This window comes from Microbispora sp. CA-102843 (assembly GCF_050936215.1).
Lineage (GTDB): Bacteria > Actinomycetota > Actinomycetes > Streptosporangiales > Streptosporangiaceae > Microbispora.
In genome coordinates this window covers 7025255-7050521 of the sequence record NZ_JBNJNF010000001.1, presented here as the reverse complement: position 1 = coordinate 7050521, position 25267 = coordinate 7025255, and the positions used below count along the sequence as shown (strand labels likewise).

Below are 25267 nucleotides of genomic sequence, written 5' to 3'. Positions count from 1 at the left end.
CGGACTCGGGGCTGGTGGCGGCCATCGACGGCAGGCCCGTCCCGGCGCCGGATCCGCCGCGTCCGACTTTTCCCTGGTTACGTCCGGACAGCGTCCGGTGGACGCTGAATCCCGTCCTGCACATCTGTGTCGCGGCGCTGATCGCGGCCGGGGTGATCCTGCTGGTCAGGCAGCCCGCGTTGCTGCCGAACTGGCGCGCGATCCTGTGGAGCCCGAGCGGGGCGGCCGTGCTGTTCACGCAGATCGCGATCGGCTGGTTGATGCTCTTCGTCCACGAGCTGGCGCATCTGGTGACCGCTCGCGCGGCAGGGGTTCCCGGACGGGTCGCCTTCGGCACGAGGCTTCAGTTCCTGGCGGTGCAGACCGATGTCTCGGGCATCTGGCTGGCACCGCGCCGGGTGCGGCTCACCGTGTACCTCTCCGGAATGGCGGTGGACATCGCCCTGTGCGCGGTGTGCGTGATTCTCAGTGTCCTGACGGGTCCGCATCCGGCGTACTCGATCGCGCTGCTCACCGGCATGGCCATGCTGGCCACCCAGGCGTGCGTGTTCATGCGCACCGACCTGTACTTCGTGCTGCAGGATCTGACGGGCTGCCGCAACATGTACGGCGACGTCGTCGCCTATCTCCGGCACGGGCTGACGCGACTGCTGGGGCGGGGGCGCCCCGGCCCGATCGCCCAAGTGAGTCGCCGCGAGCGCCGCTGGCTGGTCGTCTACGGAATGGTGCTGGTGGGCGGGACGCTCGCCTGCCTCGGCGTCTTCGCGACCATCACTCTTCCTGTGACGGTGACCCTGGTGGTCCGGGCGGCGCAGACCTTGATCTCCCCAAGCGGCCCGTCGGAGGCGGTGGACGCCGTGGTGGTCCTGACGCTCCTGGCGACGACTCAACTGCTTTGGCTACGCGCCTGGTGGCGCCGTCACGGTCGTCGTCTCCGCCGCCGGAGAACCGGAGCCGTGAGCGCCTGACCGGCACCGCAACGGTTCTCGCGGCCGGCTCGCGCACCGTGCCGGCCAACCATCGCGGTGCCGGTCAACCATGTGCCGGTCAACCATCGCGCCCGGACTCGATCCGGCTTCGCCGAACGTGGTCGAGTATCACCTTGACGACCAGCTCCGGCCGGTCCCGGTGGATGTGATGCCCCGCGTGCTCCGCGACGACGTGTTCGGCGTTCGAGGACAGCCGTACCAGGTCGGCCTGGAGCGGAGACCAGACGGAGTAGAAGCGGCGCTGTTCGGTGACCGCCTTCATGTCGGTGCCCGGCGGTTCGTCGGGGCTGGAAGAGACGACCGTGAGCGGAATCGCCCCCAGGCTCGGCGCTCGGCGGCGGACCTGCACGGGGTTGACGGTGATCGCGGCCGCCGCCTCACGCAGCTCCGCGCGGCGTTGCCGGTCGCTGAGGTCGAAGGCGATCCTGGTGGAGAGAAGCTTTGACGGCAGGCGCCGGGCCTCGGCTTCGCGGCGGGCGCGGTCGCTCCATCCGGCGGCGAAGGCCAGGCGCCGAAGCCCCAGCGGCGTCAGGCGCGAGCGCAGCATCTCTCGAGCGATGGCGACTCTCGTCCGATGCAGCAGGCGGATCTGCTCGGGATGGCTGGAATCGACGAGGACGACCGCCGCCACGGCGTCGGGCCTTTCGGCTGCGAACAGCCGGACGATGTTCCCCCCGGCTGAATGCCCCACGAGAACGTACGGCGGAGCGATCCCCGCCTTGTCCAGCGCGCGCCGCAGGTCGCGGGCGGCTCCCGACGCCGTCGCCGCCCACGGAGACGGATCGCTCCACCCGAGTCCGGCACGGTCGTACAGCACGACCGACGACTCCACCGCCAGTTCGGGTAACAGCGCGGCCCAGTTCAAACCCGGCTCGCCCAGTCCGGGCACGATCACGACGGTCGGCGAGCCTGTGCCCGCGGTCCACAGGTGGATCCGGCGGCCGCCGACGTCGACCATCCGTCCGGGGGGAGGAAACCGGCGGCGATCACGCCGGGCTCCGTAGATCTGGTAGACGGCGCTCATGGCGGCCCCGGCGATCGCTCCTGAAACGAGCCCGGCCAGCGCCTTGACGATGATCCCCCTGTTGCGGTTCGAGCGGTTCATCACACTCCACTTGCGCCGGCTCTTCGATGATTCCCTCAGGAGGGACGAGAGCGGCGGTCGCGTCTTGGATCACCTTGACTCCGCTATTCGTACAGCGAATTCGGTCACCAGATCAATGACGCTTGAAAAGCGCGGCCGTACCCGTAGTCAGATGTCGAGCTGCCACTGGTGCCAGGTGTCGAAGACCTCGAAGCCCATCGCCTCGTTGATCGACAGCATGTGCGGGTTCGCGACGGAGTTCCACGTGATCACACGCTCGACGGACGGCTCACAGGCGCGGAACCAGGTGATGTTGGCGAGCTTGAGCACCAGGCCGAGCCGACGGCCGCGGTGCGGCGCGAGGACGGTGGTCGCGCCCTGACGGGCCCATCCCTCCGGCCGTTCGGCGTCCACCACGACCTGGGTGAACCCCGCCGGCTCTCCGCTGGTCGTGTGCCGGGCGATCATCGTGTACGTCCGCTGGCCCGCCTGCGCGAGCATCTCCTCGCGGGCGCGCACGCGGTCGGCGGTCCACCGCTGGTCCTCCATCGCGAGGTCGCCCAGCGGCTCGTCGTTCATGCCCTCCGCCAGACGGGCCATGTCGCCGAGCAGGTCGTCGGGGGTCGGCCCGGCCCACCGTTCGAGCGAGTAGCCCGTGGCGTGCCGTACGGCCCGGGCCCGGAGGAGTTCGAGGCCGGACCAGCCGGCCGTACGCAGGTCGAGCACCAGGCGGGTCTCGGTGGAGGCCGGGGAGAATCCGCGGTCTTTGGCGAATGGTGTGCCCGGACCGTCCGTGGGGGCCTCGGCGATCAGCACGCGCCTGCCCTCGGCACGCGCGCGGCCGACGGCGTGGTCGAGCAGCGCGACGCCGATTCCCTCGCGCCGGCGGCCCGGATGCGTCATCAGCCGGAGCAGGGCGAGGTGGGTGTTGTCGTCCTGGGGGAAGTGGAGGATGTAGCCGCCGACGACTTGGCTGCCGGCGATGTGGTCGCCGGAGGTCTGGCCGCCGTCGCACGCCGCCCACGCCTCGGCCCGCTCGCCGCCGGGCCCGCTCCGGACGCTCGCCGCGAAGTGCCGCCACGACATCGCAGGCCCCGGATGGTCGCATGCCCGCGCGATTTCGTACAGACCGGCCAGAGGGGAATGGCCTGCCGGGCCGTCCGGGTCGTCTTCTCCCTGCTCGGCGTCGTTTCCGATGGGGGCGACGCGCTTCATTTGCATGCCGACAAGAATTCCGCACACCTTGTCAGGGGCGCGACTGATTTTCACATCGTGGAACGGCGGTAGGTGAGGGCCCTATTGCATGTAGTCCTCGACCTCGTTGACCGGGCGGGGGGAGGCGAAGTCGGGGTCCTCGCCCACGTCGCGCCGGGCGCGGCGCTGGCGCAGCAGGTCCCAGCAGCGGTCGAGCTGCTCTTCCAGCGAGGCGATCCTGCCGTGCTCCTCCTGCGAGGTCAGCTCGCCCGCGACCAGCCGCTCGCGCAGGGAGTGCTCCTCGTCGACCAGGTCGCTGATCCGCTTCAGGATCTCGTCGTCCTTCATGTGACCTCCTTCGTCACGAGTCACCCTAACCTGGTGCTCCGTCTCGAAATGTGATCGGGCGTCTCACCCGGTTGAGAGCGTCTGCTAGTCTGCTTGGCATGCTGCGCGGACTCCTTCTTATCCGCCGCGGCGAGGGCCTGTAAGAGGCCGGCTCCCTCGCCGCGGTGCGAGAGGCATGCGCGTCGGCCGCCCTGGTTTCATCCAACGGCGCCCCTTTCCCAAAGAATCGACGGCAACGTCGTGCCCGGGGCTCGCCGTGCGCCCGACGAGGAGCAACCATGAATGAGCAGCAGCCCAGCCCCATGCCGTTCCACCGCTATACGCCGTTCGAGCCCGTACGGCTGGCCGACCGCACCTGGCCCGGCAAGGTCATCACCGAGGCGCCCCGCTGGTGCGCTGTGGACCTGCGCGACGGCAACCAGGCGCTGATCGACCCGATGGACTCCGACCGCAAGCTGAAGATGTTCGACCTGCTGGTCCGGATGGGCTACAAGGAGATCGAGGTCGGCTTCCCGGCGGCGTCGCAGACCGACTACGACTTCGTCCGCCAGATCATCGAAGAGGAGCGCATCCCCTCCGACGTGGTCATCCAGGTGCTGACGCAGGCCCGGCCCGAGCTGATCGAGCGGACCTTCGAGGCGCTGCGCGGCGCCCGCCAGGCGATCGTCCACCTGTACAACTCCACCTCCACCCTCCAGCGCCGGGTCGTCTTCGGCCAGGACAGGGACGGCATCACCGCGATCGCCGTCGAGGGCGCCAAGCTGTGCAAGAAGCTGGCGGCCGAGATGGAGGGCACGGAGATCTACTTCCAGTACTCGCCCGAGTCCTTCACCGGCACCGAGCTGGAGTACGCCGTCGAGGTCTGCAACGCCGTCAACGACGTGTGGCAGCCGACCCCCGACCGCAAGGTGATCGTCAACCTGCCGGCGACGGTCGAGATGGCCACCCCCAACGTGTACGCCGACCAGATCGAGTGGATGCACCGCAACCTGGCGTACCGGGACTCGATCGTGCTGTCCCTGCACCCGCACAACGACCGCGGCACCGCCGTCGCCGCCGCCGAGCTGGGCTACATGGCCGGCGCCGACCGCATCGAGGGCTGCCTGTTCGGCAACGGCGAGCGGACCGGCAACGTCTGCCTGGTCACGCTGGGCATGAACCTGTTCTCCCAGGGCATCGACCCGGAGATCGACTTCTCGGACATGGACGAGATCCGGCGCGTGGTCGAGCACTGCAACCAGCTGCCCGTGCACCCCCGCCACCCGTGGGGCGGCGAGCTGGTCTACACGGCCTTCTCCGGCTCCCACCAGGACGCCATCAAGAAGGGCCTCGAGCACCTGGAGCGCGACGCTGCCGCCGCCGGCGTGCCGGTCGACGAGTTCACCTGGGCCGTGCCGTACCTGCCGATCGACCCCAAGGACATCGGCCGCACGTACGAGGCCGTGATCCGCGTCAACAGCCAGTCGGGCAAGGGCGGCGTCGCCTACATCATGAAGGCCGACCACCAGCTCGACCTGCCGCGCCGTCTGCAGATCGAGTTCTCCCGCGTCATCCAGGCCCGTACGGACGCCGAGGGCGGCGAGGTCACCGCGGCCGAGATGTGGGACTCGTTCTCCGACGAGTACCTGCCCAACCCGTCCCGGGCCTGGGGCCGCCTGGGCCTGCTGGCCCACCGGCACACCTCCACCGTGGACGACAAGGACGCGATCAGCGCCGACGTGCGGGTCGACGGCCAGATCCGGGAGATCGACGGCGTCGGCAACGGCCCCATCTCGGCCTTCTGCGACGCGCTGGAGAACATCGGGGTGCCGGTGCGGGTCCTCGACTACACCGAGCACGCGATGAGCGCGGGCGCCGACGCCAAGGCGGCGTCGTACGTGGAGTGCGAGGTCGGCGGGCCGAACGGCACGCAGGTCCTGTGGGGCGTCGGCATCGACGCGAACACGACGAGCGCCTCGCTCAAGGCCATCATCTCCGCCGTCAACCGCGCCACCCGCGCCTGACATCCCCTGAACTTCGCAGTGATGAGGCAGGACCTGCGCTCTCACTGCCCGTGACCTTGCACAAAATCGCAAGCGCATGCCCTGAGCAGCCCACAAGGCTCTCGTGAACACGCGAAAGGCGGCAACCGGGAGATCCCCGACTGCCGCCTTTCGCATGTCTCATCCCTGTTGTCGCGGACATCCCTCCGGCTGGCGAACGGTCTCCAGCACGTGCTCCGCCGACAGGTACACCGGCTGGGACAGCGGTACGCTTACGGAAAGTAGCGTACCGTTGACTGAGTGGTGGGACCGCTTCGGATAGCCTGCGGTTATGGCGGATGAGGTCGTCAGCGTGGGAGTACGGGAACTGCGCGATCGGCTCGCGCACTATCTGGAACTGGTCCAGGCGGGAAGCACGGTTGAGATCACGGAGAGGGGGCGGCCGGTGGCGCAGCTCACCGCACTGCCGCACGATCGTGTCGTCACGGACCGGCTCGTCGCGGAGGGCCGCATGAAGCTGCCCGAGGTGGAGATCGACTGGGCCGCCTGGCATGCCCTGCCCCCGGAACCCGGCACGCTTCTGCCCAGCGAGGTGCTGGCGGAACTCAGGGCGGAGGAAGGGTGATCTACCTGGACTCTTCCGCCCTGGTCAAGCTGGTCGTCCGCGAGGAGGAGACGGCGGCGCTCGAAAAGTGGCTGGCGGCACAGGCCGGGGCGGTGGTCGCCTGTGAGCTGGCCCGGACCGAGGTGATCCGGGCGGTGCGGGTGGCCGGACCTCAGGCCGTCTCCAGGGCGAAGGCGTTACTGGCCCGGCTGAGGACGCTGCCCGTGGACACCCCGCTCCTCGACGCGGCCGCAGAGATCGGGCCGTCCCGGCTGCGGACCCTCGACGCTCTTCACCTGTCCGCCGCGCAGGTGCTGGAGCGGGCTCTCGACTGGTTTGTGGCCTACGACACGCGACTGCTCGCGGCGGCCGAAGAGGCGGGCCTTCCCGTCGCCGCACCCGGCTTGAGCAGGACCAGGCTCGGATAGGGCGGGATTCCCTCCGATCGCATCCTCGACCGTGCTCGCCGCAGAGCCTGCGGTGGCGGGGCCGGGGCGTTTGGCGGCCTGATATCTTTCACAGGTAAAACACTTGTGAAAGAACGGGGGATCATGAGGCCGGCGATGCGAGAGCGGCTGCCGTTGCGGGGAGTGTTCCGGATCGGCGGGCTGGGGGACGTCTGGCACAAGAACGCGCTCAGCGCGGTCGTCACCCTCGCCGTGCCGGACACGGTCCTCCTCCTGCTGGACCGCCTGGACCTGGCCGTCTACACCTCCGCCGGAGCCATGTGCGCCCTCTACGCGCACGGCCTGCCGTACCGGGTCCGGGCCCGGACCCTGCTCGGCGTGACGACGGGCATGGTCGTCAGCGTGGGCGTCGCGCTCACCGCGGCCGGGCTCACCCGGTCGGCCCCCGTCCTGGTCCTGGTGGCTGCGCTGCTGGCCGCCGCGCACAAGGTGGCGTGCGACGCCGCCCGGATCGGCCCGCCGGGCAACCTGATCTTCACGTTCATGAGCGCGACCTGCGCGTTCCTGCCGCAGCGGCTCGGGGAGATCCCCCTCCACCTCGCGCTCGTCGCGGCCGCCGCGGCGCTCGCCTGGCTGGTCTGCATGGCCCCCGCGCTCGTACGGCCCGAAGGACCTCAGCGCACGGCGGTGGCCCGCGCCCTGGAGGCCGCCGTGCGGCTCGCGCACGCGGAGGGGCCGGCGGTCGCCCGCGCCCGGCACGACGCGGCGGCGGCGGTGAACGCGGCCTGGCACACGCTGCTCCCGTCGCCCGAGGGGCCGGGCAGGCACGCGCTCGAACGCCTCCTGGCCCGGGTGGAGGCGTCCCTCCCGGCCGTGTCCCGCGACGAGGCGGGTCGCTTCGCGGGCTGGGCCGCCGACGTGCGCCGCAACCGGCAGGTGCCCGAGGTGGGTCTCGGTGAGACGGGGGCCGCCGGGCTCGCGGGTATCGCGCTGGAACGGGCGGTGCCAGGCGGGCCTGGCCTCCTGCGCATGCTCCACCCCGCCTCCCCGCTGTTCCCGATCGGCGTACGCGTCGCCGTCGGGTCCACCCTCGCCGGGCTGGTCTCACTGGCGGCGGGAGTCGGCCACCCGTACTGGGCGGTGGTCACGGCCGCGTCCGTCTTCCAGGCCAACGCCACGTTGTCGTGGCAACGAGCCCTGCAGCGCGCCCTCGGCAGCGTGGTCGGCCTGCTCGTCTTCACGGCGCTGCTGCCGGTCGGCCGTACGGGCGCGCTCGCCCTCATCCTGCTCACGCTGGCCCTCCAGTTCTGCACCGAGGCGCTGATGACCCGCAACTACTGGCTGGGCACGGTGTGCGTGACGCCGATGGCCCTCCTGCTCACCGAACTGCCCGGTTATCAGCCCGCGTGGCGGCTGATCAGCGACCGCTGGCTGGACACGGCCGTGGGCGTCGCGGCGGGCCTGCTCGGCTGCCTGCTGGTGACCAACCGCCGCAGCGCCGGGCGGATCGACGCGGCGCTGCGGCGCGTGGCCGATGCCCAGGCGGCTGCCCGGCGTCTGCTGGCGGTCGGCACCGATGAGCCCGGGGAGACCACGCGGGTCCGCGGCATGCTCGTCGACGCCCTGGTGGAGCTGCGCCGGGCCGCCGACGTGGCGGCGGGCGAGTGGTGGCAGCGCGCGCTGCCGGAGGAGCAGGTCGCCCGAGCCGAGCACGAGGGGCACCGCCTGCTGGCGAGGCTGGCCGCACCGGCTCGGGATAGAGTCGGCTGCGAACGAACCCAGGGCTGAGGAATCGGGGCGTGGAGGACATCGCCGAGGAGGCGCCAGAGGGCGTCGCAGAGGACGTCGTCGCGCAGGTGATACGGCAGTGGCGGCGTGTCCACCCAGAGCTGGACACCGCGCCGATCGCCGTGATCGGCCGCCTCACCCGGTGCGTGTTGCTGCTCCAGCAGGCCGGCGACGCGCCCCTCAGGGAGTACGGGCTCACCCGGCCGGAGTTCGACGTCCTCGCCGCCCTGCGCCGGCTGGGCCGGGAGCTCACCCCGGGCCAGATCGCCAGGGAGACCTTCGCCTCGGGGGCGGCCGTCACCAAGCGGCTGCGGGTCCTGGAGGAACGCGGGCTGGTGAGCCGCCGCCCCGACGACCGCGACCGGCGGGTCTCCCACCTCGGGCTCACCGACGAGGGCCGCGCGCTCACCGACCGGCTCCTGCCGCGGCAGCTGCGTTACGAGAGCGATCTCCTGGCGGCGATGGGCGCCGACCGGCGACGGGAGCTGGGAGACCTGCTCGGCGAGCTGCTCCTCCTGCTGGAAGGACGCCTCGGCACCCACCAGCTCTGACCGCAAGCCGGCCCCGGGCAGAACCCCCGAGCGATGCGGTCAGGACATCTCCCGGCCGACCCTCCGGACGCAGGGCCGTACGCCACTCCGAAGAGTTGCGAAATCAGTTCCACGTCAGCGTCAGCGGGTCCCAGGTTCCCGAGCGGATCCGCCCCGATAGAACGGGATCGACCAGGGCCTTGGCCACGGGCAGCGCTTCGCGGAGTGACCGTTCCTCGATCCAGGCAAGGTCGGCGACCACGGTGGCATAGCCGGCTGTCCACATCGCCTCGTCCGGCGCTTCGAGTTCGGCCCGGTGAAGGAATTCGCGGCGCTGTGCCTCTGAGGTGAGGGCGGTGCTGAGCGCCTGCGCCTGTAGCGATCGCGATCTCGCGATGAGAACCAGGTCGACAAGGTCGCGAAACCGGGTGCTCGGCCTGCCGTTGTGGTCTTCCAGTATCGCCATGACCTTGTCGGCGACAGTGTCGGCCAGCGGATAGAGACGGTACGGCGGCCGGACCAGACCCGGGATGTCGAGCGTGAGAGTGGGCGGGGACACCTCTGGCTCGCCCGTGATGATGGCGCCGGTGACGAGGTCGACCCCGAATCTTTCGAAGCGACGAGAACCCAGCCCGGCTTCCACGCTCACCCGGATGCCTTCGACGCCCTGAACGAGGGACCGCGGCCGGTCGAAGCGAAAGGTGAAGAAGTCGCTCAGTTCCGTTTCGGCGGCGGTGCACAACGCAGCGAACCCGGCCTCGACCGAATCGGCCTTGGCCACAACGTCGACGTCGGCGGAGTGGCGGGCTACCGAGAGACGGGTGAGCAGGGCGACGCCGCCCTTGAGCATCCAACCGTTCTCATCGCTTGTGAAGAGGCGGGCGAGTAGCCGGTCGTAGGCGAACTGGCGGCGTCGTTGGCTCATCGAGTACGGCGAATCGCCCAAGCCCTTCTTGAGGTGGTCCATGATGGCGGCACCGAAAGCGCGTGAGGAGGTGTAGGGAAACCTCATCACCGATGAGCTGCATGTGAAGTCCGCTGTCCTTGTCGATCGGTCAGGTGCTCAAGAAACTCCCGACCGGTCGTACCGGGCAGCCCGTAGGCCGCAGCATAGGGGGCCAGAGCCACGGAGAGATCGCCCGGGTGGGCGAGATCCCGTTCCAGCATGTCCGCCACAACGAGGCCCAGATGACCGCCGTCGAAACGGAGGGATGCCAGGTCGATCACCGTCCGGAGCGGGGTGGTCACGAGGAGTCCGTCGACCCATTTGACATCACCGGCGGTGAGTCGCGCGCGGTGAATGGTCACATCCTGTCGCCGGGTTCGGAAACGGCGTGGTGGCGGGATGATGAATTCCCACCGCAGAGGGTCGAGAAGTCCTACCTCGTACATGAGGGCTGCACTGCTGTGCGAGACGACGCCGTGGGTGACTTCGCGCTGGTCCGTCTCGAGTTCGGGGGCGAGCTGGAGCCAGGCGGCGCGCAGCTCCGTCAGGCAGGGGCGGGGCGCGCCGGCCACGCGGTAGACGCCGTGAGCCATGTGTTCGAGGACTCCGGCCTGTACCAGACGGCTCAGATCGCGACGGTGTGCACCGCTCAGTTCCGCTTGGCGGGTCGTCACCAAGCCGTACTGTGCCTCCGTGAGGGACGCGAGGCTGCTCATTGCACCAGCAAGGCCCATGGCACGACTGTCTCATATGTGAGACGTTCGTGCCGAGGAAGGCGTCGCTCGGGCGGGCCGGGTCGTGCCGCCTACTCGGACAAGCCGACGAAGTGGGCCAGGCAGGTCATGTTGTGCTCGAACAGCTCGGCACGGTGGGTGATCGTGTTGTTGAACTGGCCGAAGAGCTCGAAGCTGACCATCCCGAACAGGCCCGTCCAGGCGGCGATCGCCCGCGTGATCACGTCGTCCGGCGCGTCCGGTATGAGCGACCGTACGGCCTCGGCGTCCTCCGCCAGGATCGCGGGCGGCGGCGGGCAGATCGGGGGAGGGACGAGTCTGCCCGCGCGGTGGGCGTCGGCGACGATCCGCCCGAACACGGCCGTGTCCCGCAAGGCGGGCGCGATGGTGTCGTCCGGGGCCCGGTAGCCCGGCACGGGTGAGCCGTACAGCAGGGCGTACTCGTGCGGATGGGCCAGGGCCCACTCGCGTACGGCACGGCAGACGGCGAGCCAGCGCCCGGTGAAGTCGTCGCGGGCGCGGGCGGCGTCGGCGCGCTCGACGGCCTCCCCGATCGCGTTGTACCCGTCGATGATCAGCGCGGTCAGCAGGTCGTCGCGGCTGGGGAAGTATCGGTAGATCGCCGAGGAGACCATCCCCATCTCCCGGGCCACCGCTCTCAGGGACAGGCCCGCGGCCCCCTCGGTCGTCAGATGTCGCCGGGCGATGTCCGTGATCTCCCTGATCAGCTCCGCTCTCACCCGCTCCCGCGCGGTCCTGCTCGCGTTCATGCGGCCAGGTTAACAGAGCACCCGAGCGATTAGAGAGCAATGCTCTTGACGAATATCGCTCCTATGGGAGAGCATTGCTCTCGTAACAGAGCGGGGAACACAAGGAGTGCCGATGCTCACCGTGACCAAGGGACTGGTCGCCGCGACGATGTTCTTCCTGGAACTGGGCGTGCTGATCTCGTTGGGCTACTGGGGGTTCACCCTGGAGGCGAACGTTCTGGTCAGGATCCTGCTGGGGCTGGGTGGGCCGGCCGTGTTCGCCACGCTCTGGGGGTTGTTCATGGCGGGCGGCAAGGCGCCCCACCAGTTGCACGGGATCGCCCGTGCCGCCTTCGAGGTTGTGTGGTTCGGGGCGGGGGCGGCCGCGCTGGCGGCCTCCGGGCTCGTCACCGCGGGTGTCGTGTTCGCGGTCGTGTACGTCGTGGACGGCGTGCTGCGGCTGCTGACGGATCAGGTCTGAAGGAGGAGTGATGGGCAGGCATGTGATCGTCGGAGCGGGACAGGTCGGCGGCGGGCTCGCCGAGACGCTGGCGGAGCGCGGGAACGAGGTGACCCTCGTCACCCGCTCGGGCTCCGGCCCGAAGCGTCCGGGAATCTCGCCGGTCGCCGCGGACGCGGGCGACGCCGCCGTCATGCGGCGGCTCACCGAGGGGGCCGACGCGCTCTACAACTGCGCCAATCCGCGCTATCACCGGTGGCCCCTGGACTGGCCGCCGATCGCGGGCGCGCTGCTGGCCGCCGCCGAGTCGTCCGGAGCCGTCCTGGTCACGCTGGGCAACCTGTACGGCTACGGCCCGGTGGACGGGCCGATGACCGAGGATCTGCCGCTCGCCGCGACGGGCACGAAGGGCATGGTCAGGGCGCGGATGTGGGAGGAGATGCGGGCCGCCCACGAAGCCGGCCGGGTGCGGGTCACCGAGGTACGCGGCTCGGACTACTACGGGCCGCGGTCGTCCGACCAGTCATACCTGGGGCCGCGGCTCCTGAAGCCGCTGCTCGCGGGCAAGCCCGCCATCGTGCTGAGCGACCCCGACATCCCGCACAGCTGGACGTACCTGCCCGATGTGGTGCGGGCGCTGGCGGCGGCCGCGGAGGAGGAGCGCGCGTGGGGCCGGCCCTGGCACGTCCCGACCGCGCCGCCCGTGACGATGCGGCAGTACGCCGAGATGGTGTGCGAGGCCGGGGGCGTCCCGGCGCCGCGCCTGCGGCGGCTGCCGGCGTGGATGCTGAAGGCGGGGGGCCTCGTATCGCCGTTCATGCGGGAGCTGGGGGAGACCCGCTATCAGTTCGACCGGCCGTACGTGCTCGACTCCTCCGACTCCCAGGCGGTCCTCGGGTTCGCGCCGACGCCGGTCGAGGACGGGGTGAAGGAGACCGTGGCGTGGTGGCGGGGGCGGTGAGAACCGCCGGAAGGACGGCGATAGTCTCCTCGGCATGAAAGTCGGGATCATCGGCCTGGGAGACATCGCGGAGAAGGCGTACCTGCCGGTGCTGGCGGCGACGCCGGGCATCGAGCCGCTGCTGTGCACCCGCGACCGGGCGGCTCTCGACCGGCTCGGCGACGCCTACCGGATCGGCGCGCGCTTCATCTCCGTGGACGGCCTCGCCGAGGCCGGGATCGACGCGGCCTTCGTGCACGCGGCCACCGCCGCGCACGTCCCCATCGTGACCACGCTGCTTGAGGCGGGCGTGCACGTCTATGTGGACAAGCCGCTCGCCTACGACGCCGCCGCCTCCGCCGGGCTCGTACGGCTGGCACGCGAGCGGGGCAGGTCGCTGATGGTCGGATTCAACCGCAGGCACGCCCCCGCGTACGCGGCCCTGCGCGATCTGCCGCGCGACGTGATCGTGATGCAGAAGAACCGGCAGGACCTGCCCGGCGATCCGCGGACCATGGTCTTCGACGACTTCGTCCACGTGGCCGACACACTGCGCTTCCTCGCCCCCGGGCCGGTCACCGACACCGCGATCAGGACCAGGGTGCGGGACGGCCTGCTCGAACACGTGGTGCTGACGCTCGGCGGCGACGGGTTCACCGCCGTCGGCGTGATGAGCCGCACCAGCGGCGCGGCCGAGGAGACCTGCGAGGTCATGGGCGGCGGCGGGAAGCGGCGGGTCGTCAACCTCGGCGACGTGGTGGACCTCGGCGGAGGCGAGACCCTCACGAGGCGCGGCGACTGGGTCCCGGCGACGCGGCAGCGCGGCATCGAGCAGATCTGCCGGGAGTTCCTCGCCGCGGTCCGGGAGGGGCGGATCCTCACGGCCGACGACGCCCTGCTGACCCACGAGCTGTGCGAACAGATCGTGACGGCCGCGACGGCCTGACCGCCTCCCGGAAGCCGCATATTCCCGGGAGGCGGCCTTCGTCGCCGTCTCAGAGGGACGTCAGGGACGTCAGGGGTAGAGGCCCCGCATCCGGTGGGCCTCGGCCACCCGTCCCACCCCGATCGCGTGGGCGGCCTGGCGGAGCGTGAGGCCGCGCTCGGCGGCCAGTTCCGCGACCGCCCGGTAGGCGTTCTCCATGAGGTCGCGGAGCTTCACCTCGACCTCTCCGGCGCTCCAGGAGTACGCCTGGGTGTTCTGCACCCACTCCAGGTAGGACACGATCACCCCGCCGGCGTTGGCCAGGATGTCGGGCACCACCGTGGCTCCGTTGCCGGCCAGGATCAGGTCGGCCTCGGGCGTGGTCGGCCCGTTGGCGCCCTCCACGACCAGGCGGGCCCGTACGCGCGGCGCGTTGTCCGCCGTGATCACGCCTTCGAGCGCGGCCGGCACTAGCACGTCCACGTCGAGCTCCAGCAGCTCGTCGCGGGAGAGCGGGTCGGCGTCGCGGTAGCCGTGGACCGACCCGGTCTCGGCGGCGTGGGCGCGCAGCGCGGCGACGTCGAGGCCGGAGGACCGGACGACAGCGCCGCCCGCGTCGGAGACGGCCACGACACGGCAGCCGGCGTCGGCGAGATACTGCGCGGCGAGAGCGCCCACCTTGCCGAAGCCCTGCACCGCCACGGTCGCGCCCTCGGGGGAGCGCGTCAGCGCCTGCAGCGCGGCGATCTGCACCCCGCGCGAGGTCGCGCCCGCGCGGCCCAGCGAGCCGCCGAGCGCCGTGGGCTTGCCGGTCACCACGCCCGGGACCGAGTAGCCCGCGTTCGCGCTGTAGGTGTCCATGATCCAGGCCATGGTCTGCTCGTCGGTGCCCACGTCGGGCGCGGGGATGTCCTTCTCCGGGCCGATGAGCGGCAGGATCTCGTTGACGTAGCGCCGGGTGACGCGTTCGAGCTCGCGGGGGGTCAGCGCGGCCGGGTCCACCGCGACGCCGCCCTTGGCGCCGCCGTACGGGATGCCGACGAGGGCGCACTTCCACGTCATCCACATGGCGAGGGCGGTGACCTCGGCGAGGTCGGTCGCGGGGTGGAAGCGGATGCCGCCCTTGGCCGGGCCGCGCGACAGGTTGTGCTGCACGCGGTGGCCCTGCACCACCTCAAGGCGGCCGTCCTCGCGCCGTACGGGCACGGAGACCGTCAGCGAGCGGCGGGGCGTGGCGAGCATGTGGTGCATGCCGTCGTCGAGGCCGAGGAAGCGGGACGCCTCGGCGAGCTGGAAGCGGGCGGCGGCGAGGGCGCGCTCACCCGGTGAGGGGGCATGGAGGTCGGGGATCGGCGACCGAACCCCCGACGCCGTTGTCGGGAAGTCCGTGATGGTCATTCTGTTGTTCTCCTGTCGGAAGGGTGGCCGTCCCCCGGACCCCGCGTGCCGTCGACGTTGACGACCGCGGAAGGCGGACCGTGAGGAGCGACACCTGGATCAAACCGTGCGCCGCATGGTCGCGGTATGGGCCAATAAGGAGATCGCCGGGCGGGATTTCGCCGTTCTGGCGCATAGGTGGCGCGCGCACCGTGAGCGGCGGTGGGCGGACGGGCGCAAATGGCGCTTTGCCATCCTTTTGCAGTAGGCAGGGTTTGCAAGTAGACATGGGATGTGCCGGAACTTGTGCTGGGCCCGCTGCTGCGACACGTGGACGCGGACGCCGCGACCGTCTGGGTGGAGACCTCCGAGCCCTGCACGGTCCGCGTGCGGGCCGGTGACGCCTGCTCGGAGGAGCGCACCTTCACCGTGCACGGCCACCACTACGCCCTGCTGGACGTCGGCATCGAGGGCCCGGTGGCCTACGAGGTGGAGCTCGACGACCGGCGGGTGTGGCCGGAAGAGGGCCTGCCGCCGAGCGTGATCCGCCCGCTGACCAGCCTCGATCGGCTGGTCTTCGGTTCCTGCCGCACCAGCGTCCCGCACGAGGAGCCGTACGTGCGCACGCACGGCCCGGACGTCCTGCGGGCGTACGGCCTGCGCCTGATGGAGTCGCCGGACGAGCGGCCCGACCTGATCCTGCTGCTCGGCGACCAGGTGTACGCCGACGAGCTCACCCCGGACATGAAGGAGTTCATCGCCGGGCGCAGGGACGAAGGACCCGAGGAGGTCGTCGACTTCGAGGAGTACGCCGAGCTGTACCGCCAGGCGTGGTCCGACCCTCCGGTCCGCTGGCTGATGGCCACGGTCCCCACCATGATGATCTTCGATGACCACGACGTCAGGGACGACTGGAACACCTCGAACGTCTGGCGCGAGCAGATGGCCGAGGTGCCCTGGTGGGAGCGGCGCATCGTCTCGGCGCTCGGGTCGTACTACATCTACCAGCACCTGGGCAACCTGCCTCCGGACGAGAGGGCGGCCGATCCCGTGCTCGCCGCGCTGCGGGCGGGCGGCGGCGACGAGGCGCTCGACGCCTTCGCCCGGCGGGCCGACCGGGAGGCCGACTCGATGCGCTGGAGCTACCACAGGGACCTGGGCGACACCCGGCTGATCGTGCTGGACAGCCGCAGCGCCCGGGTGCTGGAGCCGGGACGCCGGCGGATGCTCGACCCCGGGGAGTGGGACTGGTTCGACAAGCACGCCACAGGCGACTTCGCCCACCTGATCGTCGGGTCCTCGCTGCCGATCCTGCTGCCCGCGGGGATCCACCACGTCGAGAGCTGGAACGAGGCGGTCTGCGACGGCATTTGGGGCCGCAGAGCGGCGAGGTGGGGCGAGCGGGTACGGCAGTTTCTCGACCTGGAGCACTGGGGGGCCTTCCGCCGGTCGTTCGAGGAACTCGCGCGGGTGGTGCTGGAGGTCGCCTCGGGCGACCGGGGCAGGCCGCCCGCGTCCGTCCTGCTGCTGTCGGGCGACGTCCACTACTCCTACATGGCGTCCGTACGGCGCCGGGGCGGCGGGCGCGTCCACCAGATCGTCTGCTCGCCGATCCGCAACCCGCTGAGCCGCACGCTGCGCTTCGCCAACATCGTGGCGTCGTTCGGGCTGGCGGGCGTGCTCGGCGGGGTGCTGGCCAGGGCCGGCGGCATTCCCCGGGCGCCGCTGCGGTGGCGGATCAGCAAGGGACCTTGGTTCCCCAACATGATGACCGCCATCGACCTGGCGCCCGGGGAGGCCACGGTGACGTGGTTCACCGACGCCGGCGACCACGACACCGTGCGGATCAGGCCCGAGCCTCCCGCAGCACCGCGCTGAGCTGGTCCACCGCCCAGGCCAGGTCGTCCCGGGAGACGACGAGGGGCGGCGCGAGGCGGATCGTCGAGCCGTGCGTGTCCTTGACGAGCACGCCGCGGCGCATGAGCGCCTCGCTGATCTGCCGTCCGGTGCCGAGCGAGGGATCGATGTCGATGCCCGCCCACAGCCCGCGCCCGCGCACCGCCACCACGCCGGAGCCGAGGTCCGCCAGGCGCGCGTGCAGGAACGCGCCGAGCTCGCGGGCCTTGGCCTGATACTCGCCGGTCCGCAACAGGCCGGTCACCGCGTCGCCGACGGCGCACGCCAGCGGGTTGCCACCGAAGGTGGAGCCGTGCTGGCCGGGCCCGATCACGCCCATGACGTCGGCGTTCGCGACGACCGCGGAGACCGGGACCACGCCGCCGCCGAGGGCCTTGCCCAGGACGTACAGGTCGGGGACGACGCGCTCGTGGTCGCAGGCGAACGTGTCCCCGGTGCGGCCGAGGCCCGACTGGATCTCGTCGGCCACGAACAGCACGTTGTTGTCGGTGCAGATCTCCCGGACCGCGGCCAGGTAGCCGTCCGGCGGGACCAGCACGCCGGCCTCGCCCTGGATCGGCTCCAGCAGCACGGCCACCGTGTTCTCGTCGATCGCCTCCCTGACCGCCTCGGCGGAGCCGTACTTGACGATCCGGAAGCCGGGGGAGAAGGGGCCGAAGCCCTCCCGGGATTCGGGGTCGGTGGAGAAGCCCACGATGGTCGTGGTGCGGCCGTGGAAGTTGTCCTCCATCACGACGATGTTGGCCTGGTCGGGGGCGACGCCCTTGACCTCGTAACCCCACTTGCGGGCGACCTTGATGGCCGTCTCGACGGCCTCCGCGCCGGTGTTCATCGGCAGGACCATGTCCTTGCCGCACAGCTCGGAAAGGCCGGTCACGAACGCGGCGAACCGGTCGTGGTAGAACGCCCGGCTGGTCAGCGTCAGCCGGTCGAGCTGCTCGCGGGCCGCCGCGAGGATCGCGGGATTGCCGTGGCCGAAGTTCAGTGAGGAGTAGCCGGCCAGGCAGTCGAGATACCGCTTGCCCTCCACGTCGGTGACCCAGGCGCCCTCGGCGGAGCTGATCACGACGGGCAGCGGGTGGTAGTTGTGCGCGCTGTGGCTCTCGCTGAGCCTGATCAGTTCCTCGCTGTTCATCGAATCTCCCTGTTCGGCCGGATCTCGAGGGTGCAGCACTTGGGACCGCCGCCGGCCTTGCGCAGCTCGCCGAGGTCCACCGGGACGACCTCGAAGCCACGGCGTTTGAGTTCCAGGGTCAGCCCGGTCGCCTCGGCGTTGACGACGACGTTGCGGCCGTCGCTCACCGCGTTGAGGCCCAGCACCTCCGCGTCCGCGGACGTGGCGATCACGGCGTCGGGGAACAGCCGCCGCAGCACCTTCCTGCTGCCCTCGCTGAACGCCTCCGGATAGTACGCCACGTTGTGGCCGTCCAGCGCAAACAGTGCGGTGTCGAGGTGGTAGTACCTCGGGTCGACGAGTCGCAGCGTGACGACCGGCCGGCCGAGGAACTCCTGGGCCTCCATGTGCGCCGCCACGTCGGTGCGGAAGCCCGTCCCGGCCAGGATCATCTCGTCGAGCGTCAGGTAGTCGCCCTCGCCCTCGTTGGTGAAGGACGCCTCCAGTGTCTCGTATCCCCGCTCGGTGAACCACCGCAGGTAGGCGGGGCCCTCGGCGGCGCGTTCCGGGTGGGCGAACCTGGCCCCGTAGACCCGTCCGTCCACGATGAGCGCGCCGTTCGCGGCGAACACCATGTCCGGCAGACCCTCGATGGGGTCGATCACGTCGACGCGGTGGCCGAGCCCTTCGTACGCCTGCCGGAGGCTCTCCCACTGCCGCAACGCCCTGGCCGTGTCCGCGCCCTTCTCGGGGTGCATCCACGGGTTGATGGAATACGAGACCGTGAAGAACTCGGGCCGGCACATCAGGAAATGCCGGGCCGTACCCGAACGACCACTTTCCGTGGTCTCGGTGGCTGGCGCGAGTGTCATCGTCGACTCCAAGTGGGAAACCGGGTGAACGGGACTTCAGCGTAGGAATCGGAACGCGACAATCCAATGCGCCCGCGTTGCGATCACCTGTGGATCGGTTGCGTCCTTCACCCGTTTTGCAGCGATCCGTTAATCAGCCGCGACAGCACGATCGAGCTCTTGGTGCGGACCACGAACGGCTCGGCCGCCAGGCGTTCGATCACCCGCTCGACGTGCCGCACGTCGGTCGCGCGGATGTGCAGCAGCGCGTCGGCCTCGCCGGTGACCGTGCAGGCCGAGACGACCTCCGGGTGCCGGGACACGGCCATGCCGATCTCCGCTGGTGAGGTCTTGCCCCGGCAGTACAGCTCGACGTACGCCTCGGTGGTCCAGCCGAGGGCCGACGGCTCCACCCGGGCGCTGAAGCCGGTGATCGCGCCGCTGGCGATGAGCCGGTCGACCCGCCTCTTCACGGCCGGAGCCGACAGCCCCACTTGAGCGCCTATCTCGGCGTACGTCGCTCGGGCGTCCTCGACGAGGGCCCGGATAATGGCGCGATCAAGCTCGTCCAACCTCACGTGGTCTGTATACATGTGCCGCCGCGAAAGTGCCGCGCCGCACGGTCCCCGAGCCGACCCGGTCAGCCGGCGGCGCGCTTGAGGATGTCCTCGAACACGCTCGGGTCGTCGGAGGAGACGACGGGCCAGCCGATGCCGTACGAGCCGGCCCAGCCGACCTCGATTCCGGGGTTGGCGTGGTCGGTGCCGTCCGGCAGGAACAGATGCGGGCTGCAGTTCACCCGGCCGGTCGCCGCGACGGCGGCCTGCTCGGACAGCATCCGGCGCGCCCGGCCGTCGTCGAGTGCGGCCGCCAGGGCGTCCACGTCCACCGCGCCGGTGGACGCGGCGGCGTCCAGGATGACCTTGCGGTGGCTGATGCACCGCGACTCGGCCCAGAAAGCCCTCCGCAGCGCCAGGTCGAGCTGCTCGGACGCCGTGAACCCCTGCTCCTTGGCCGCCTGGACGGCCTCCAGCGCGGGCAGCGTCGTGGACGGGTACAGCCAGTCCTTCGCCTGCCACAGCTGCCACCCCGCGTCGGGTTCCAGCGCGGCCATCCGGCCCACCTCGCTGTCGGTCCCCGGCCGGGGGCTGGGCGCGTCGTTGAGCAGTTCCAGGGGGAAGGCGCGGTGGTCGAACCGGACCCGGTCGGTCAGGCCCAGCCGTTCCCGGGTCTTGTGGAGCCGGTACACGGCTATGTGCGCGAAGGAGCACCAGATGTCGGAGAAGATGGTGATGGTTCCGGGTTCCGGGGTCGTTGTCGTCATCGACGTTCTCCTTGTGTCGTGTCTCGTAACGCTCAGGTGAGCTGGACGAGCACCGAGCCGGCGATGAGCAGGGCGAGACCGGTCAGGCGCGGCGCGTTGAGCGGACGCCGGGGCAGCCGCAGGAGGCCGTAGTCGTCGATCACGGCCGAGGCGGCCTGCTGGCCGGTCACGGTCAGCGCCACGGTGGTGGCGGCGCCGATCGTGGGGATGAGCGTGAAGGTCGCGGTGACGTACGCCGCGGCGCAGGCGCCGCCGAGCCAGCCCCACCAGGGCATGGTCCGCAGCGGGGCGAACCGCGGGCGCGGTGTGCGGCGCGTGGCGAGCAGGACGGCCAGCACCACGGCGATGGTGATCGTGGCCACGATGAAGCTGATCATCGCGGTGGTCACCGGCTGGTGGATGTCCTTGCGGAGCGCGGCGTTGACCGCGCCCTGCACCGGCAGGACGGCGCCGGCCACGATGCCCAGCAGGATCCAGCCGGTCTGGCCGAAGTTGCGGGTCCGGCGTACGGGCACCGGGGCGGTGACGGTGGCCGTCCCGCCGCGGGCGGGAACGCCGCGAGCGCCGCCGGGCGCCGGTCCCGCCGCGGGCGGCGTCCGCGCCGGGCGCTGTCCCCGGATGATGACCGTGATGCCGGCGAGGACCGCGAGCGCGCCGAGGGCGATGCCGACGCTGAGCGGCTTGCGCGCGATGCCGAGCAGACCGAACAGGTCCAGCCCCAGCGACGCGAACATCTGGCCGGTCACGAACAGGCCCGCCGCGGCCAGCGCGCCGAGCCGGGGGAAGAGCAGGATCCCGCTGGTGATGTAGAGCGGGCTGGCCAGGCCCCCGAGCAGGTGCCAGAACGGGACACCGGGCACGAGGTGGACGGCGCCGATCGCCCCGACGGCGACCGCGAGGAGCGCCAGCAGGGCCGTCGCCACGCTCAGTTGCAGGGTCGAGGCGCCGTACGGCGTCCCGACGGCCTTGTTGAGCTGGAGGTTCACCGAGGCCTGAACTGCCAGTAAGCAGCCGGCCAGCAGTGCCGAGGCGAGGAGCAGGGCATGCATCGCGATCCCTCTTCTGGAAGAGCCGGCAAGTGGACATGGTGTCCACATGAGCGTAAGGCGAAACCGGACGCCCTGTCCACATAGTTCGGCAGGGGGCTACGATGTCCTCATGACCAACGGGTCGACGGATCCCGGCGGGAACCGGAGGAACGGCCGCGTTCCCCTGGAGGGGGCCGCGCCGGCCGGCGCCGGCCGCGAACTGCCCGTGCTCGACCTCGACTCGGGCCCGGCGGCGCCGGTGCGGGAACGGGCGGACGCCGCGCGCAACCGCATGCGCGTGCTCAAGGCGGCCGAGCGGCTCTTCGCGACGAGGGACGCGCGGTACGTCACGATGGACGAGATCGCCAAGGCGGCGGGAGTGGGGCGGGCCACGCTCTACCGGCGCTATCCGGACCCCGCGTCGATCGCGACGGCCCTGCTGGACGAGCACGAGCGGCAGGTGCAGGGACACATCCTGAACGGCCCGCCGCCGCTCGGCCCGGGGGCCTCACCGGCCGACCGGCTCGCCGCGTTCCACACCGCCATGATCGACCTGCTGGAGCGTCACCTGCACCTCGTGCTGGGGGCCGAGACCGGGAGTGCGCGGTTCGCCACCGGCGCCTACCGCTTCTGGCGCGCGCACGTGCGGATGCTGCTGACCGAGGCGGGGGTGCCGGATCCTGAGGGAGCGGCGGACGCCGTGCTGGCGCCGCTCGCGCCCGAGGTCTACCAGTTCCAGCGGCACACCCTGGGCCTGTCGCAGGCCCGCGTCACCGAGGCGCTGGTGTGGAGCGCTCGCCGGCTTGCGGGAGGCTGAGCGATCCGGGCTCGGGCCGCAGGCAGTAGTCGCCGATCCCTCGCTCCAGCAGGTCGAAGGCGCGCTCGGCGTGCACCCTGATGTCCGCCCTGATCAGCGGCGGATCCTCGCCGGCCATCTGCCGCATCGCGAAGTGGCGGGTCAGCGTGCGCACGACGGCGCAGATCTGCGCCGCGACCAGCCGGGGGGTCAGGTCGTCGGGGTCGGCGTCGGCGTCCTCCGCGAGCGTCCGGGCGAGCCGCTCCTCCCGGTGGACCTCCAGCATGCGCACCCGTGACTGGAGTGCCTCGCTCTCCCGCACCCGCTGGGTGAACAGGTCCAGGCCCTCGCTCATCCCGTAACGCCAGTCTCCGGTGCCGAGGGCCTCGAAGAAGTCGCGCCGCACCGCCTCGACCGCCGTCTCGCCCGCGCGCCGCTCGCGCACGGCCCGGGCCAGCAGGTCCTCGCTCTCCTCGCTGCGGTCGAGGAACAGGTCCTCCTTGGTGCGGAAGTAGTTGAACACCGTGTTGACCGACACGTCGGCGGTCCGGGCCACCTCGGCCACCGTGACGTTGTCGAACCCCCGTTGCAGGAACAGCCCCATCGCGATGTCGGCGATCCGCTGCCGGGTCTCCCGCTTCTTACGCTCCCGCAGGCCCTCTTCCACACTCCGATTCTAAGGGCGGACACAAACTTTAAGTGACTCCAAATTTGGTGTTACTCTACACCGCATGATTCATGCCAGAGGGCTCACCAAGACCTTCGGCCCGATCGAGGCCGTACGGGGGATCGATCTCGACGTCTCCCCGGGGGAGATCGTCGGCTTCCTCGGACCGAACGGCGCGGGCAAGACCACCACGCTGCGCATGCTCACCACGCTGCTGCGCCCCACGTCCGGCACCGCGACCGTCGCGGGCGCCGACCTGTTCGCCGACCCCGCGGGCGTACGCCGCCGCATCGGCTACGTCGCCCAGGGCGGCGCGTTCGCCCCGTTCTCGCCGGTGGGGGAGGAGCTCGTGCTCCAGGCCCGCCTGTACGGCCTGAACAGGGCGCAGGCCCGCGAACGGGTGGCCACCCTGCTCGCCGAGCTGGACCTGCCCGGGGTCGAGGAGCGTACGACGGTCACGATGTCGGGCGGCCAGAAGCGCCGGTTGGACATCGCGATGGGCCTGCTCCACGGGCCCGAGCTGCTCTTCCTCGACGAGCCCACGACCGGGCTCGACCCGCAGAGCCGCGCCAACCTGTGGGACCACGTGCGGCGGCTGCGCGAGCGGGACGGCCTGACCGTCTTCCTCACGACCCACTACCTGGAGGAGGCCGACGCGCTCTGCGACCGCGTCCTGATCATCGACCACGGCCGGATCGTCGCCGAGGGCGCCCCGGAACAGCTGAAGTCCGAGCACGGCGCGCGGACGCTCGACGACGTCTTCCTCGCCGTCACCGGCCGCGAGCTGCGTGAGGGGGCCGCCGCGTGACCGCCCTCGCCGCCCTGACCGGCCACTACCTGCGCGCCTCGTTCGGCAACAAGTTCAGCCTGGCCTTCGGCGCCCTGCAGCCGTTCCTCTACCTCGTGTTGTTCGGCCCGCTGTTCGACCGCAGCGGCGTGGGGTCGTGGGCCGTCCTCGTGCCCGGCCTGCTGGTGCAGCTCGGGCTGACGAGCACGGGGATGGCCGGCTTCAACATCGTCTTCGACCAGCGGTTCGGCGTGCTCGAACGGCTGCGGGTCACGCCGGTGAGCCGGGTGACGCTGCTGCTCGGCCGGGTGCTCAAGGACAGCGTGCTGCTGCTGATCCAGGCGGTGGCGATCATCGTGGCGGGCTACGCGCTGGGGCTGCGGGCACCGCTCGCGGGGGTGCTGGCGGCCCTGCTGCTGATCACCGTGCTGTCCGTCGGCATGGCGTCGTTGTCGTACGCGGCGGCGCTCACGCTGCGGCAGGAGCTGTTCGCGCCCGTGATGTCCACCCTGGTGGTCCCGCTGATGCTGCTGTCGGGCGCGCTGCTGCCGATGTCGCTCGCCCCCGCCTGGCTCGACGTGGTGTCGCGGCTCACGCCGTTCCGGTACGCGGTCGAGGGGTTGCGCGCGCTTTTCGCCGGTTCCTACGCGTCGTCCGCCCTGTTGTGGGGGGTCGTCGTGTCCCTGGCCTTCGCCATCCTCGGCGTTACCCTGGGCACCAGTCGTTTCCAAAGGGAAAACGCCTGATCAGGGCTAGGAAAAGGCATTCGAAGTTGATACCGGTTTGCGGGCGCCGCCGGGCACGCGGACGGTCACAATGGGTGGCGTGGCGGACGTCAACTTCACCCTCGTCCAGCTGCGTTACTTCGTAACCGCGGCCGAGCTCGGCAGTATGACCGCGGCCAGCAGAGAGCTCATGGTGGCGCAGTCGGCGATCTCGGCCGCCATCGCCCAGGTGGAGCGGGAGCTGGGAGTCCAGCTCCTGATCCGCCACCACGCCCGCGGCCTGTCGCTGACCCGCGCGGGCGAGCGCTTCCTCGTCGAGGCCCGGGAGTTCCTGTCCCACGCCGCGGCGCTCGCCCAGTCGGCGCGCGGCCTCGCGGGGTCGCTGACCGGTGAGCTCGCCGTCGGCTGCCTGACCACGCTCGCGCCGTTCTACCTGTCCCGGTTGCTGCGCGAGTTCGCCGAGAGGTATCCCGGGGTGCGGGTCAGCGTCGCGGAGGGCGAGATCTCCGCCATGGAGTCGGCCCTGCTTGACGGGCGGTGCGAGGTCGCCCTCGTCTACGCCATCGATCTCGCCCTCGACCTCGACATCCGGACGCTCACCCGGGCCAGGCCCTACGCGCTGCTGCCGCCGGAGCATCCGCTGGCCCGGGCGGAGGCGGTGTCGCTGGCGGACCTGGCGGCAGAGCCGATGATCCTGCTGGACCTGCCCCGCAGCCGCGACTACTTCCGGGCCATCTATCCCACGGAGCCGCGCGTGCGGTTCCGTACGTCGAGCTACGAGACGGCACGCTCACTGGTGGCGGGCGGGCACGGCTACTCGATACTCAACCAGCGGGCCGAGAACGACCACACCTACGACGGCGGCCGGGTCGCGTGCGTCCCGATCAGCGACGACGTGCCCGCGCTCGACGTCGTGCTCGCCTCGGTGCGCGGTGTGCGGCCCACCGCCCGGGCGGTCGCCTTCTCCGAGACCTGCCAGGCGTTCTTCTCCAGGAGGTAGC

27 protein-coding genes are annotated in these 25267 nt (G+C 71.0%); 14 read left to right on the top strand and 13 right to left on the bottom strand.

Going from position 1 to position 25267, the window contains the following annotated elements; translation table 11 throughout:
• Positions 1-14: 14 nt before the first annotated feature.
• Positions 15-968, top strand: coding sequence for a hypothetical protein (locus ACQEVJ_RS32650; protein WP_433107770.1), 954 nt, complete (start codon positions 15-17; stop codon positions 966-968).
• A gap of 79 nt (positions 969-1047) precedes the next feature.
• On the opposite strand, the gene ACQEVJ_RS32645 is transcribed toward ACQEVJ_RS32650, so the two are convergent.
• The 3 genes from ACQEVJ_RS32645 to ACQEVJ_RS32635 form a co-directional block, all read right to left on the bottom strand.
• Positions 1048-2094, bottom strand: coding sequence for an alpha/beta fold hydrolase (locus ACQEVJ_RS32645; protein ID WP_433107768.1), 1047 nt, complete (start codon positions 2092-2094; stop codon positions 1048-1050).
• Between the two features lie 147 nt (positions 2095-2241).
• Positions 2242-3294, bottom strand: coding sequence for a GNAT family N-acetyltransferase (locus ACQEVJ_RS32640; protein WP_433107766.1), 1053 nt, complete (start codon positions 3292-3294; stop codon positions 2242-2244).
• 75 nt (positions 3295-3369) lie between these two features.
• Positions 3370-3615 (bottom strand): DUF2630 family protein, encoded by a 246-nt coding sequence (locus ACQEVJ_RS32635; protein ID WP_433107764.1) that lies wholly within the window; start codon positions 3613-3615, stop codon positions 3370-3372.
• A 278-nt stretch (positions 3616-3893) separates the two neighbouring features.
• Here ACQEVJ_RS32635 and leuA point away from each other — a divergent pair, with 278 nt between their 5' ends.
• From leuA to ACQEVJ_RS32610, 5 genes are all read left to right on the top strand, one after another.
• The gene (leuA, locus tag ACQEVJ_RS32630) at positions 3894-5618 is read left to right on the top strand and encodes a 2-isopropylmalate synthase (RefSeq protein ID WP_433107762.1); all 1725 of its coding nucleotides are present in this window, start codon (positions 3894-3896) and stop codon (positions 5616-5618) included.
• Positions 5619-5928: 310 nt separating this feature from the next.
• Positions 5929-6222, top strand: a complete 294-nt coding sequence (locus ACQEVJ_RS32625; protein WP_433107760.1) for a type II toxin-antitoxin system Phd/YefM family antitoxin — start codon at positions 5929-5931, stop codon at positions 6220-6222.
• Positions 6219-6629, top strand: a complete 411-nt coding sequence (locus ACQEVJ_RS32620) for a type II toxin-antitoxin system VapC family toxin (RefSeq protein ID WP_433107758.1) — start codon at positions 6219-6221, stop codon at positions 6627-6629. Before ACQEVJ_RS32625 ends, ACQEVJ_RS32620 begins: the two co-directional genes overlap by 4 nt.
• 135 nt (positions 6630-6764) lie before the next feature.
• Positions 6765-8396 carry an FUSC family protein gene (locus tag ACQEVJ_RS32615; RefSeq protein ID WP_433107756.1) on the top strand — a complete coding sequence of 544 codons (1632 nt, stop codon included), beginning with the start codon at positions 6765-6767 and terminating at the stop codon, positions 8394-8396.
• An 11-nt stretch (positions 8397-8407) separates the two neighbouring features.
• Complete coding sequence (locus tag ACQEVJ_RS32610; protein ID WP_433107754.1) at positions 8408-8947, top strand: MarR family winged helix-turn-helix transcriptional regulator; 540 nt, start codon at positions 8408-8410, stop codon at positions 8945-8947.
• A gap of 103 nt (positions 8948-9050) precedes the next feature.
• Here the strand turns inward: ACQEVJ_RS32610 and ACQEVJ_RS32605 are convergent, their stop codons facing one another.
• The 3 genes from ACQEVJ_RS32605 to ACQEVJ_RS32595 all read right to left on the bottom strand — a co-directional run bounded on the left by ACQEVJ_RS32605 (position 9051) and on the right by ACQEVJ_RS32595 (position 11376).
• On the bottom strand, positions 9051-9893 hold the full coding sequence (locus ACQEVJ_RS32605) for a nucleotidyl transferase AbiEii/AbiGii toxin family protein (protein WP_433107752.1): 843 nt from the start codon (positions 9891-9893) through the stop codon (positions 9051-9053).
• A 44-nt stretch (positions 9894-9937) separates the two neighbouring features.
• Positions 9938-10588 carry a type IV toxin-antitoxin system AbiEi family antitoxin domain-containing protein gene (locus ACQEVJ_RS32600; protein ID WP_433107750.1) on the bottom strand — a complete coding sequence of 217 codons (651 nt, stop codon included), beginning with the start codon at positions 10586-10588 and terminating at the stop codon, positions 9938-9940.
• Between the two features lie 89 nt (positions 10589-10677).
• Positions 10678-11376, bottom strand: coding sequence for a TetR/AcrR family transcriptional regulator (locus tag ACQEVJ_RS32595; RefSeq protein ID WP_433107748.1), 699 nt, complete (start codon positions 11374-11376; stop codon positions 10678-10680).
• A 112-nt stretch (positions 11377-11488) separates the two neighbouring features.
• On the opposite strand from ACQEVJ_RS32595, the gene ACQEVJ_RS32590 reads away from it, so the two are divergent.
• The 3 genes from ACQEVJ_RS32590 to ACQEVJ_RS32580 are packed head-to-tail and all read left to right on the top strand — an operon-like array spanning position 11489 to position 13701.
• On the top strand, positions 11489-11836 hold the full coding sequence (locus ACQEVJ_RS32590; protein ID WP_433107746.1) for a YrdB family protein: 348 nt from the start codon (positions 11489-11491) through the stop codon (positions 11834-11836).
• A 10-nt stretch (positions 11837-11846) separates the two neighbouring features.
• A complete protein-coding gene (locus ACQEVJ_RS32585; RefSeq protein ID WP_433107744.1) occupies positions 11847-12776 on the top strand; it encodes an NAD-dependent epimerase/dehydratase family protein in 930 nt (309 codons plus the stop codon).
• A gap of 34 nt (positions 12777-12810) precedes the next feature.
• Positions 12811-13701, top strand: coding sequence for a Gfo/Idh/MocA family protein (locus ACQEVJ_RS32580; RefSeq protein WP_433107742.1), 891 nt, complete (start codon positions 12811-12813; stop codon positions 13699-13701).
• Positions 13702-13770: 69 nt separating this feature from the next.
• Here the strand turns inward: ACQEVJ_RS32580 and ACQEVJ_RS32575 are convergent, their stop codons facing one another.
• Positions 13771-15078, bottom strand: coding sequence for a Glu/Leu/Phe/Val family dehydrogenase (locus tag ACQEVJ_RS32575; RefSeq protein WP_433107740.1), 1308 nt, complete (start codon positions 15076-15078; stop codon positions 13771-13773).
• A 273-nt stretch (positions 15079-15351) separates the two neighbouring features.
• Here ACQEVJ_RS32575 and ACQEVJ_RS32570 point away from each other — a divergent pair, with 273 nt between their 5' ends.
• Positions 15352-16935 carry an alkaline phosphatase D family protein gene (locus ACQEVJ_RS32570; RefSeq protein ID WP_433107738.1) on the top strand — a complete coding sequence of 528 codons (1584 nt, stop codon included), beginning with the start codon at positions 15352-15354 and terminating at the stop codon, positions 16933-16935.
• Here ACQEVJ_RS32570 and rocD read toward each other — a convergent pair.
• The 5 genes from rocD to ACQEVJ_RS32545 form a co-directional block, all read right to left on the bottom strand.
• Entirely contained in the window at positions 16904-18109 is a 1206-nt protein-coding gene (gene rocD / locus ACQEVJ_RS32565) for an ornithine--oxo-acid transaminase (RefSeq protein ID WP_433107736.1), read from the bottom strand. The genes ACQEVJ_RS32570 and rocD overlap by 32 nt on opposite strands.
• Entirely contained in the window at positions 18106-18960 is an 855-nt protein-coding gene (ddaH, locus tag ACQEVJ_RS32560) for a dimethylargininase (RefSeq protein ID WP_433107734.1), read from the bottom strand. The genes rocD and ddaH overlap by 4 nt, the downstream gene beginning before the upstream one ends.
• Before the next feature lie 107 nt (positions 18961-19067).
• Entirely contained in the window at positions 19068-19517 is a 450-nt protein-coding gene (locus tag ACQEVJ_RS32555; protein WP_030506266.1) for an Lrp/AsnC family transcriptional regulator, read from the bottom strand.
• A 62-nt stretch (positions 19518-19579) separates the two neighbouring features.
• Positions 19580-20263: a DsbA family oxidoreductase gene (locus tag ACQEVJ_RS32550; protein WP_433107731.1), complete on the bottom strand. Its 684-nt coding sequence runs from the start codon at positions 20261-20263 to the stop codon at positions 19580-19582.
• Between the two features lie 32 nt (positions 20264-20295).
• On the bottom strand, positions 20296-21312 hold the full coding sequence (locus ACQEVJ_RS32545) for a DMT family transporter (protein ID WP_433107729.1): 1017 nt from the start codon (positions 21310-21312) through the stop codon (positions 20296-20298).
• Between the two features lie 109 nt (positions 21313-21421).
• On the opposite strand from ACQEVJ_RS32545, the gene ACQEVJ_RS32540 reads away from it, so the two are divergent.
• Entirely contained in the window at positions 21422-22108 is a 687-nt protein-coding gene (locus tag ACQEVJ_RS32540; RefSeq protein ID WP_433107727.1) for a TetR/AcrR family transcriptional regulator, read from the top strand.
• Here ACQEVJ_RS32540 and ACQEVJ_RS32535 read toward each other — a convergent pair.
• The gene (locus ACQEVJ_RS32535) at positions 22062-22754 is read right to left on the bottom strand and encodes a TetR/AcrR family transcriptional regulator (protein ID WP_433107725.1); all 693 of its coding nucleotides are present in this window, start codon (positions 22752-22754) and stop codon (positions 22062-22064) included. The two genes, ACQEVJ_RS32540 and ACQEVJ_RS32535, sit on opposite strands and share 47 nt — an antisense overlap.
• Positions 22755-22818: 64 nt before the next feature.
• Between ACQEVJ_RS32535 and ACQEVJ_RS32530 the strand changes: the two genes are divergently transcribed.
• From ACQEVJ_RS32530 to ACQEVJ_RS32520, 3 genes are all read left to right on the top strand, one after another.
• The gene (locus tag ACQEVJ_RS32530; RefSeq protein ID WP_433107723.1) at positions 22819-23562 is read left to right on the top strand and encodes an ABC transporter ATP-binding protein; all 744 of its coding nucleotides are present in this window, start codon (positions 22819-22821) and stop codon (positions 23560-23562) included.
• On the top strand, positions 23559-24287 hold the full coding sequence (locus ACQEVJ_RS32525; protein ID WP_433107721.1) for an ABC transporter permease: 729 nt from the start codon (positions 23559-23561) through the stop codon (positions 24285-24287). Before ACQEVJ_RS32530 ends, ACQEVJ_RS32525 begins: the two co-directional genes overlap by 4 nt.
• A 70-nt stretch (positions 24288-24357) precedes the next feature.
• A complete protein-coding gene (locus tag ACQEVJ_RS32520; protein ID WP_433107719.1) occupies positions 24358-25266 on the top strand; it encodes a LysR substrate-binding domain-containing protein in 909 nt (302 codons plus the stop codon).
• The last annotated feature ends 1 nt before the right edge of the window (position 25267 follow it).

Coding starts and splice junctions, on each gene's coding strand:
- ACQEVJ_RS32590 (WP_433107746.1), top strand. CDS start 11,489: ATGCTCACCGTGACCAAGGGACTGGTCGCCGCGACGATGTTCTTCCTG.
- ACQEVJ_RS32550 (WP_433107731.1), bottom strand. CDS start 20,263: ATGACGACAACGACCCCGGAACCCGGAACCATCACCATCTTCTCCGAC.
- ACQEVJ_RS32540 (WP_433107727.1), top strand. CDS start 21,422: ATGACCAACGGGTCGACGGATCCCGGCGGGAACCGGAGGAACGGCCGC.
- rocD (WP_433107736.1), bottom strand. CDS start 18,109: ATGAACAGCGAGGAACTGATCAGGCTCAGCGAGAGCCACAGCGCGCAC.
- ACQEVJ_RS32645 (WP_433107768.1), bottom strand. CDS start 2,094: ATGAACCGCTCGAACCGCAACAGGGGGATCATCGTCAAGGCGCTGGCC.
- ACQEVJ_RS32580 (WP_433107742.1), top strand. CDS start 12,811: ATGAAAGTCGGGATCATCGGCCTGGGAGACATCGCGGAGAAGGCGTAC.
- leuA (WP_433107762.1), top strand. CDS start 3,894: ATGAATGAGCAGCAGCCCAGCCCCATGCCGTTCCACCGCTATACGCCG.
- ACQEVJ_RS32600 (WP_433107750.1), bottom strand. CDS start 10,588: ATGAGCAGCCTCGCGTCCCTCACGGAGGCACAGTACGGCTTGGTGACG.
- ACQEVJ_RS32520 (WP_433107719.1), top strand. CDS start 24,358: ATGGGTGGCGTGGCGGACGTCAACTTCACCCTCGTCCAGCTGCGTTAC.
- ACQEVJ_RS32640 (WP_433107766.1), bottom strand. CDS start 3,294: ATGCAAATGAAGCGCGTCGCCCCCATCGGAAACGACGCCGAGCAGGGA.
- ACQEVJ_RS32545 (WP_433107729.1), bottom strand. CDS start 21,312: ATGCATGCCCTGCTCCTCGCCTCGGCACTGCTGGCCGGCTGCTTACTG.
- ACQEVJ_RS32585 (WP_433107744.1), top strand. CDS start 11,847: ATGGGCAGGCATGTGATCGTCGGAGCGGGACAGGTCGGCGGCGGGCTC.
- ACQEVJ_RS32575 (WP_433107740.1), bottom strand. CDS start 15,078: ATGACCATCACGGACTTCCCGACAACGGCGTCGGGGGTTCGGTCGCCG.
- ACQEVJ_RS32530 (WP_433107723.1), top strand. CDS start 22,819: ATGATTCATGCCAGAGGGCTCACCAAGACCTTCGGCCCGATCGAGGCC.
- ACQEVJ_RS32605 (WP_433107752.1), bottom strand. CDS start 9,893: ATGGACCACCTCAAGAAGGGCTTGGGCGATTCGCCGTACTCGATGAGC.
- ddaH (WP_433107734.1), bottom strand. CDS start 18,960: ATGACACTCGCGCCAGCCACCGAGACCACGGAAAGTGGTCGTTCGGGT.
- ACQEVJ_RS32625 (WP_433107760.1), top strand. CDS start 5,929: ATGGCGGATGAGGTCGTCAGCGTGGGAGTACGGGAACTGCGCGATCGG.
- ACQEVJ_RS32615 (WP_433107756.1), top strand. CDS start 6,765: ATGCGAGAGCGGCTGCCGTTGCGGGGAGTGTTCCGGATCGGCGGGCTG.
- ACQEVJ_RS32635 (WP_433107764.1), bottom strand. CDS start 3,615: ATGAAGGACGACGAGATCCTGAAGCGGATCAGCGACCTGGTCGACGAG.
- ACQEVJ_RS32595 (WP_433107748.1), bottom strand. CDS start 11,376: ATGAACGCGAGCAGGACCGCGCGGGAGCGGGTGAGAGCGGAGCTGATC.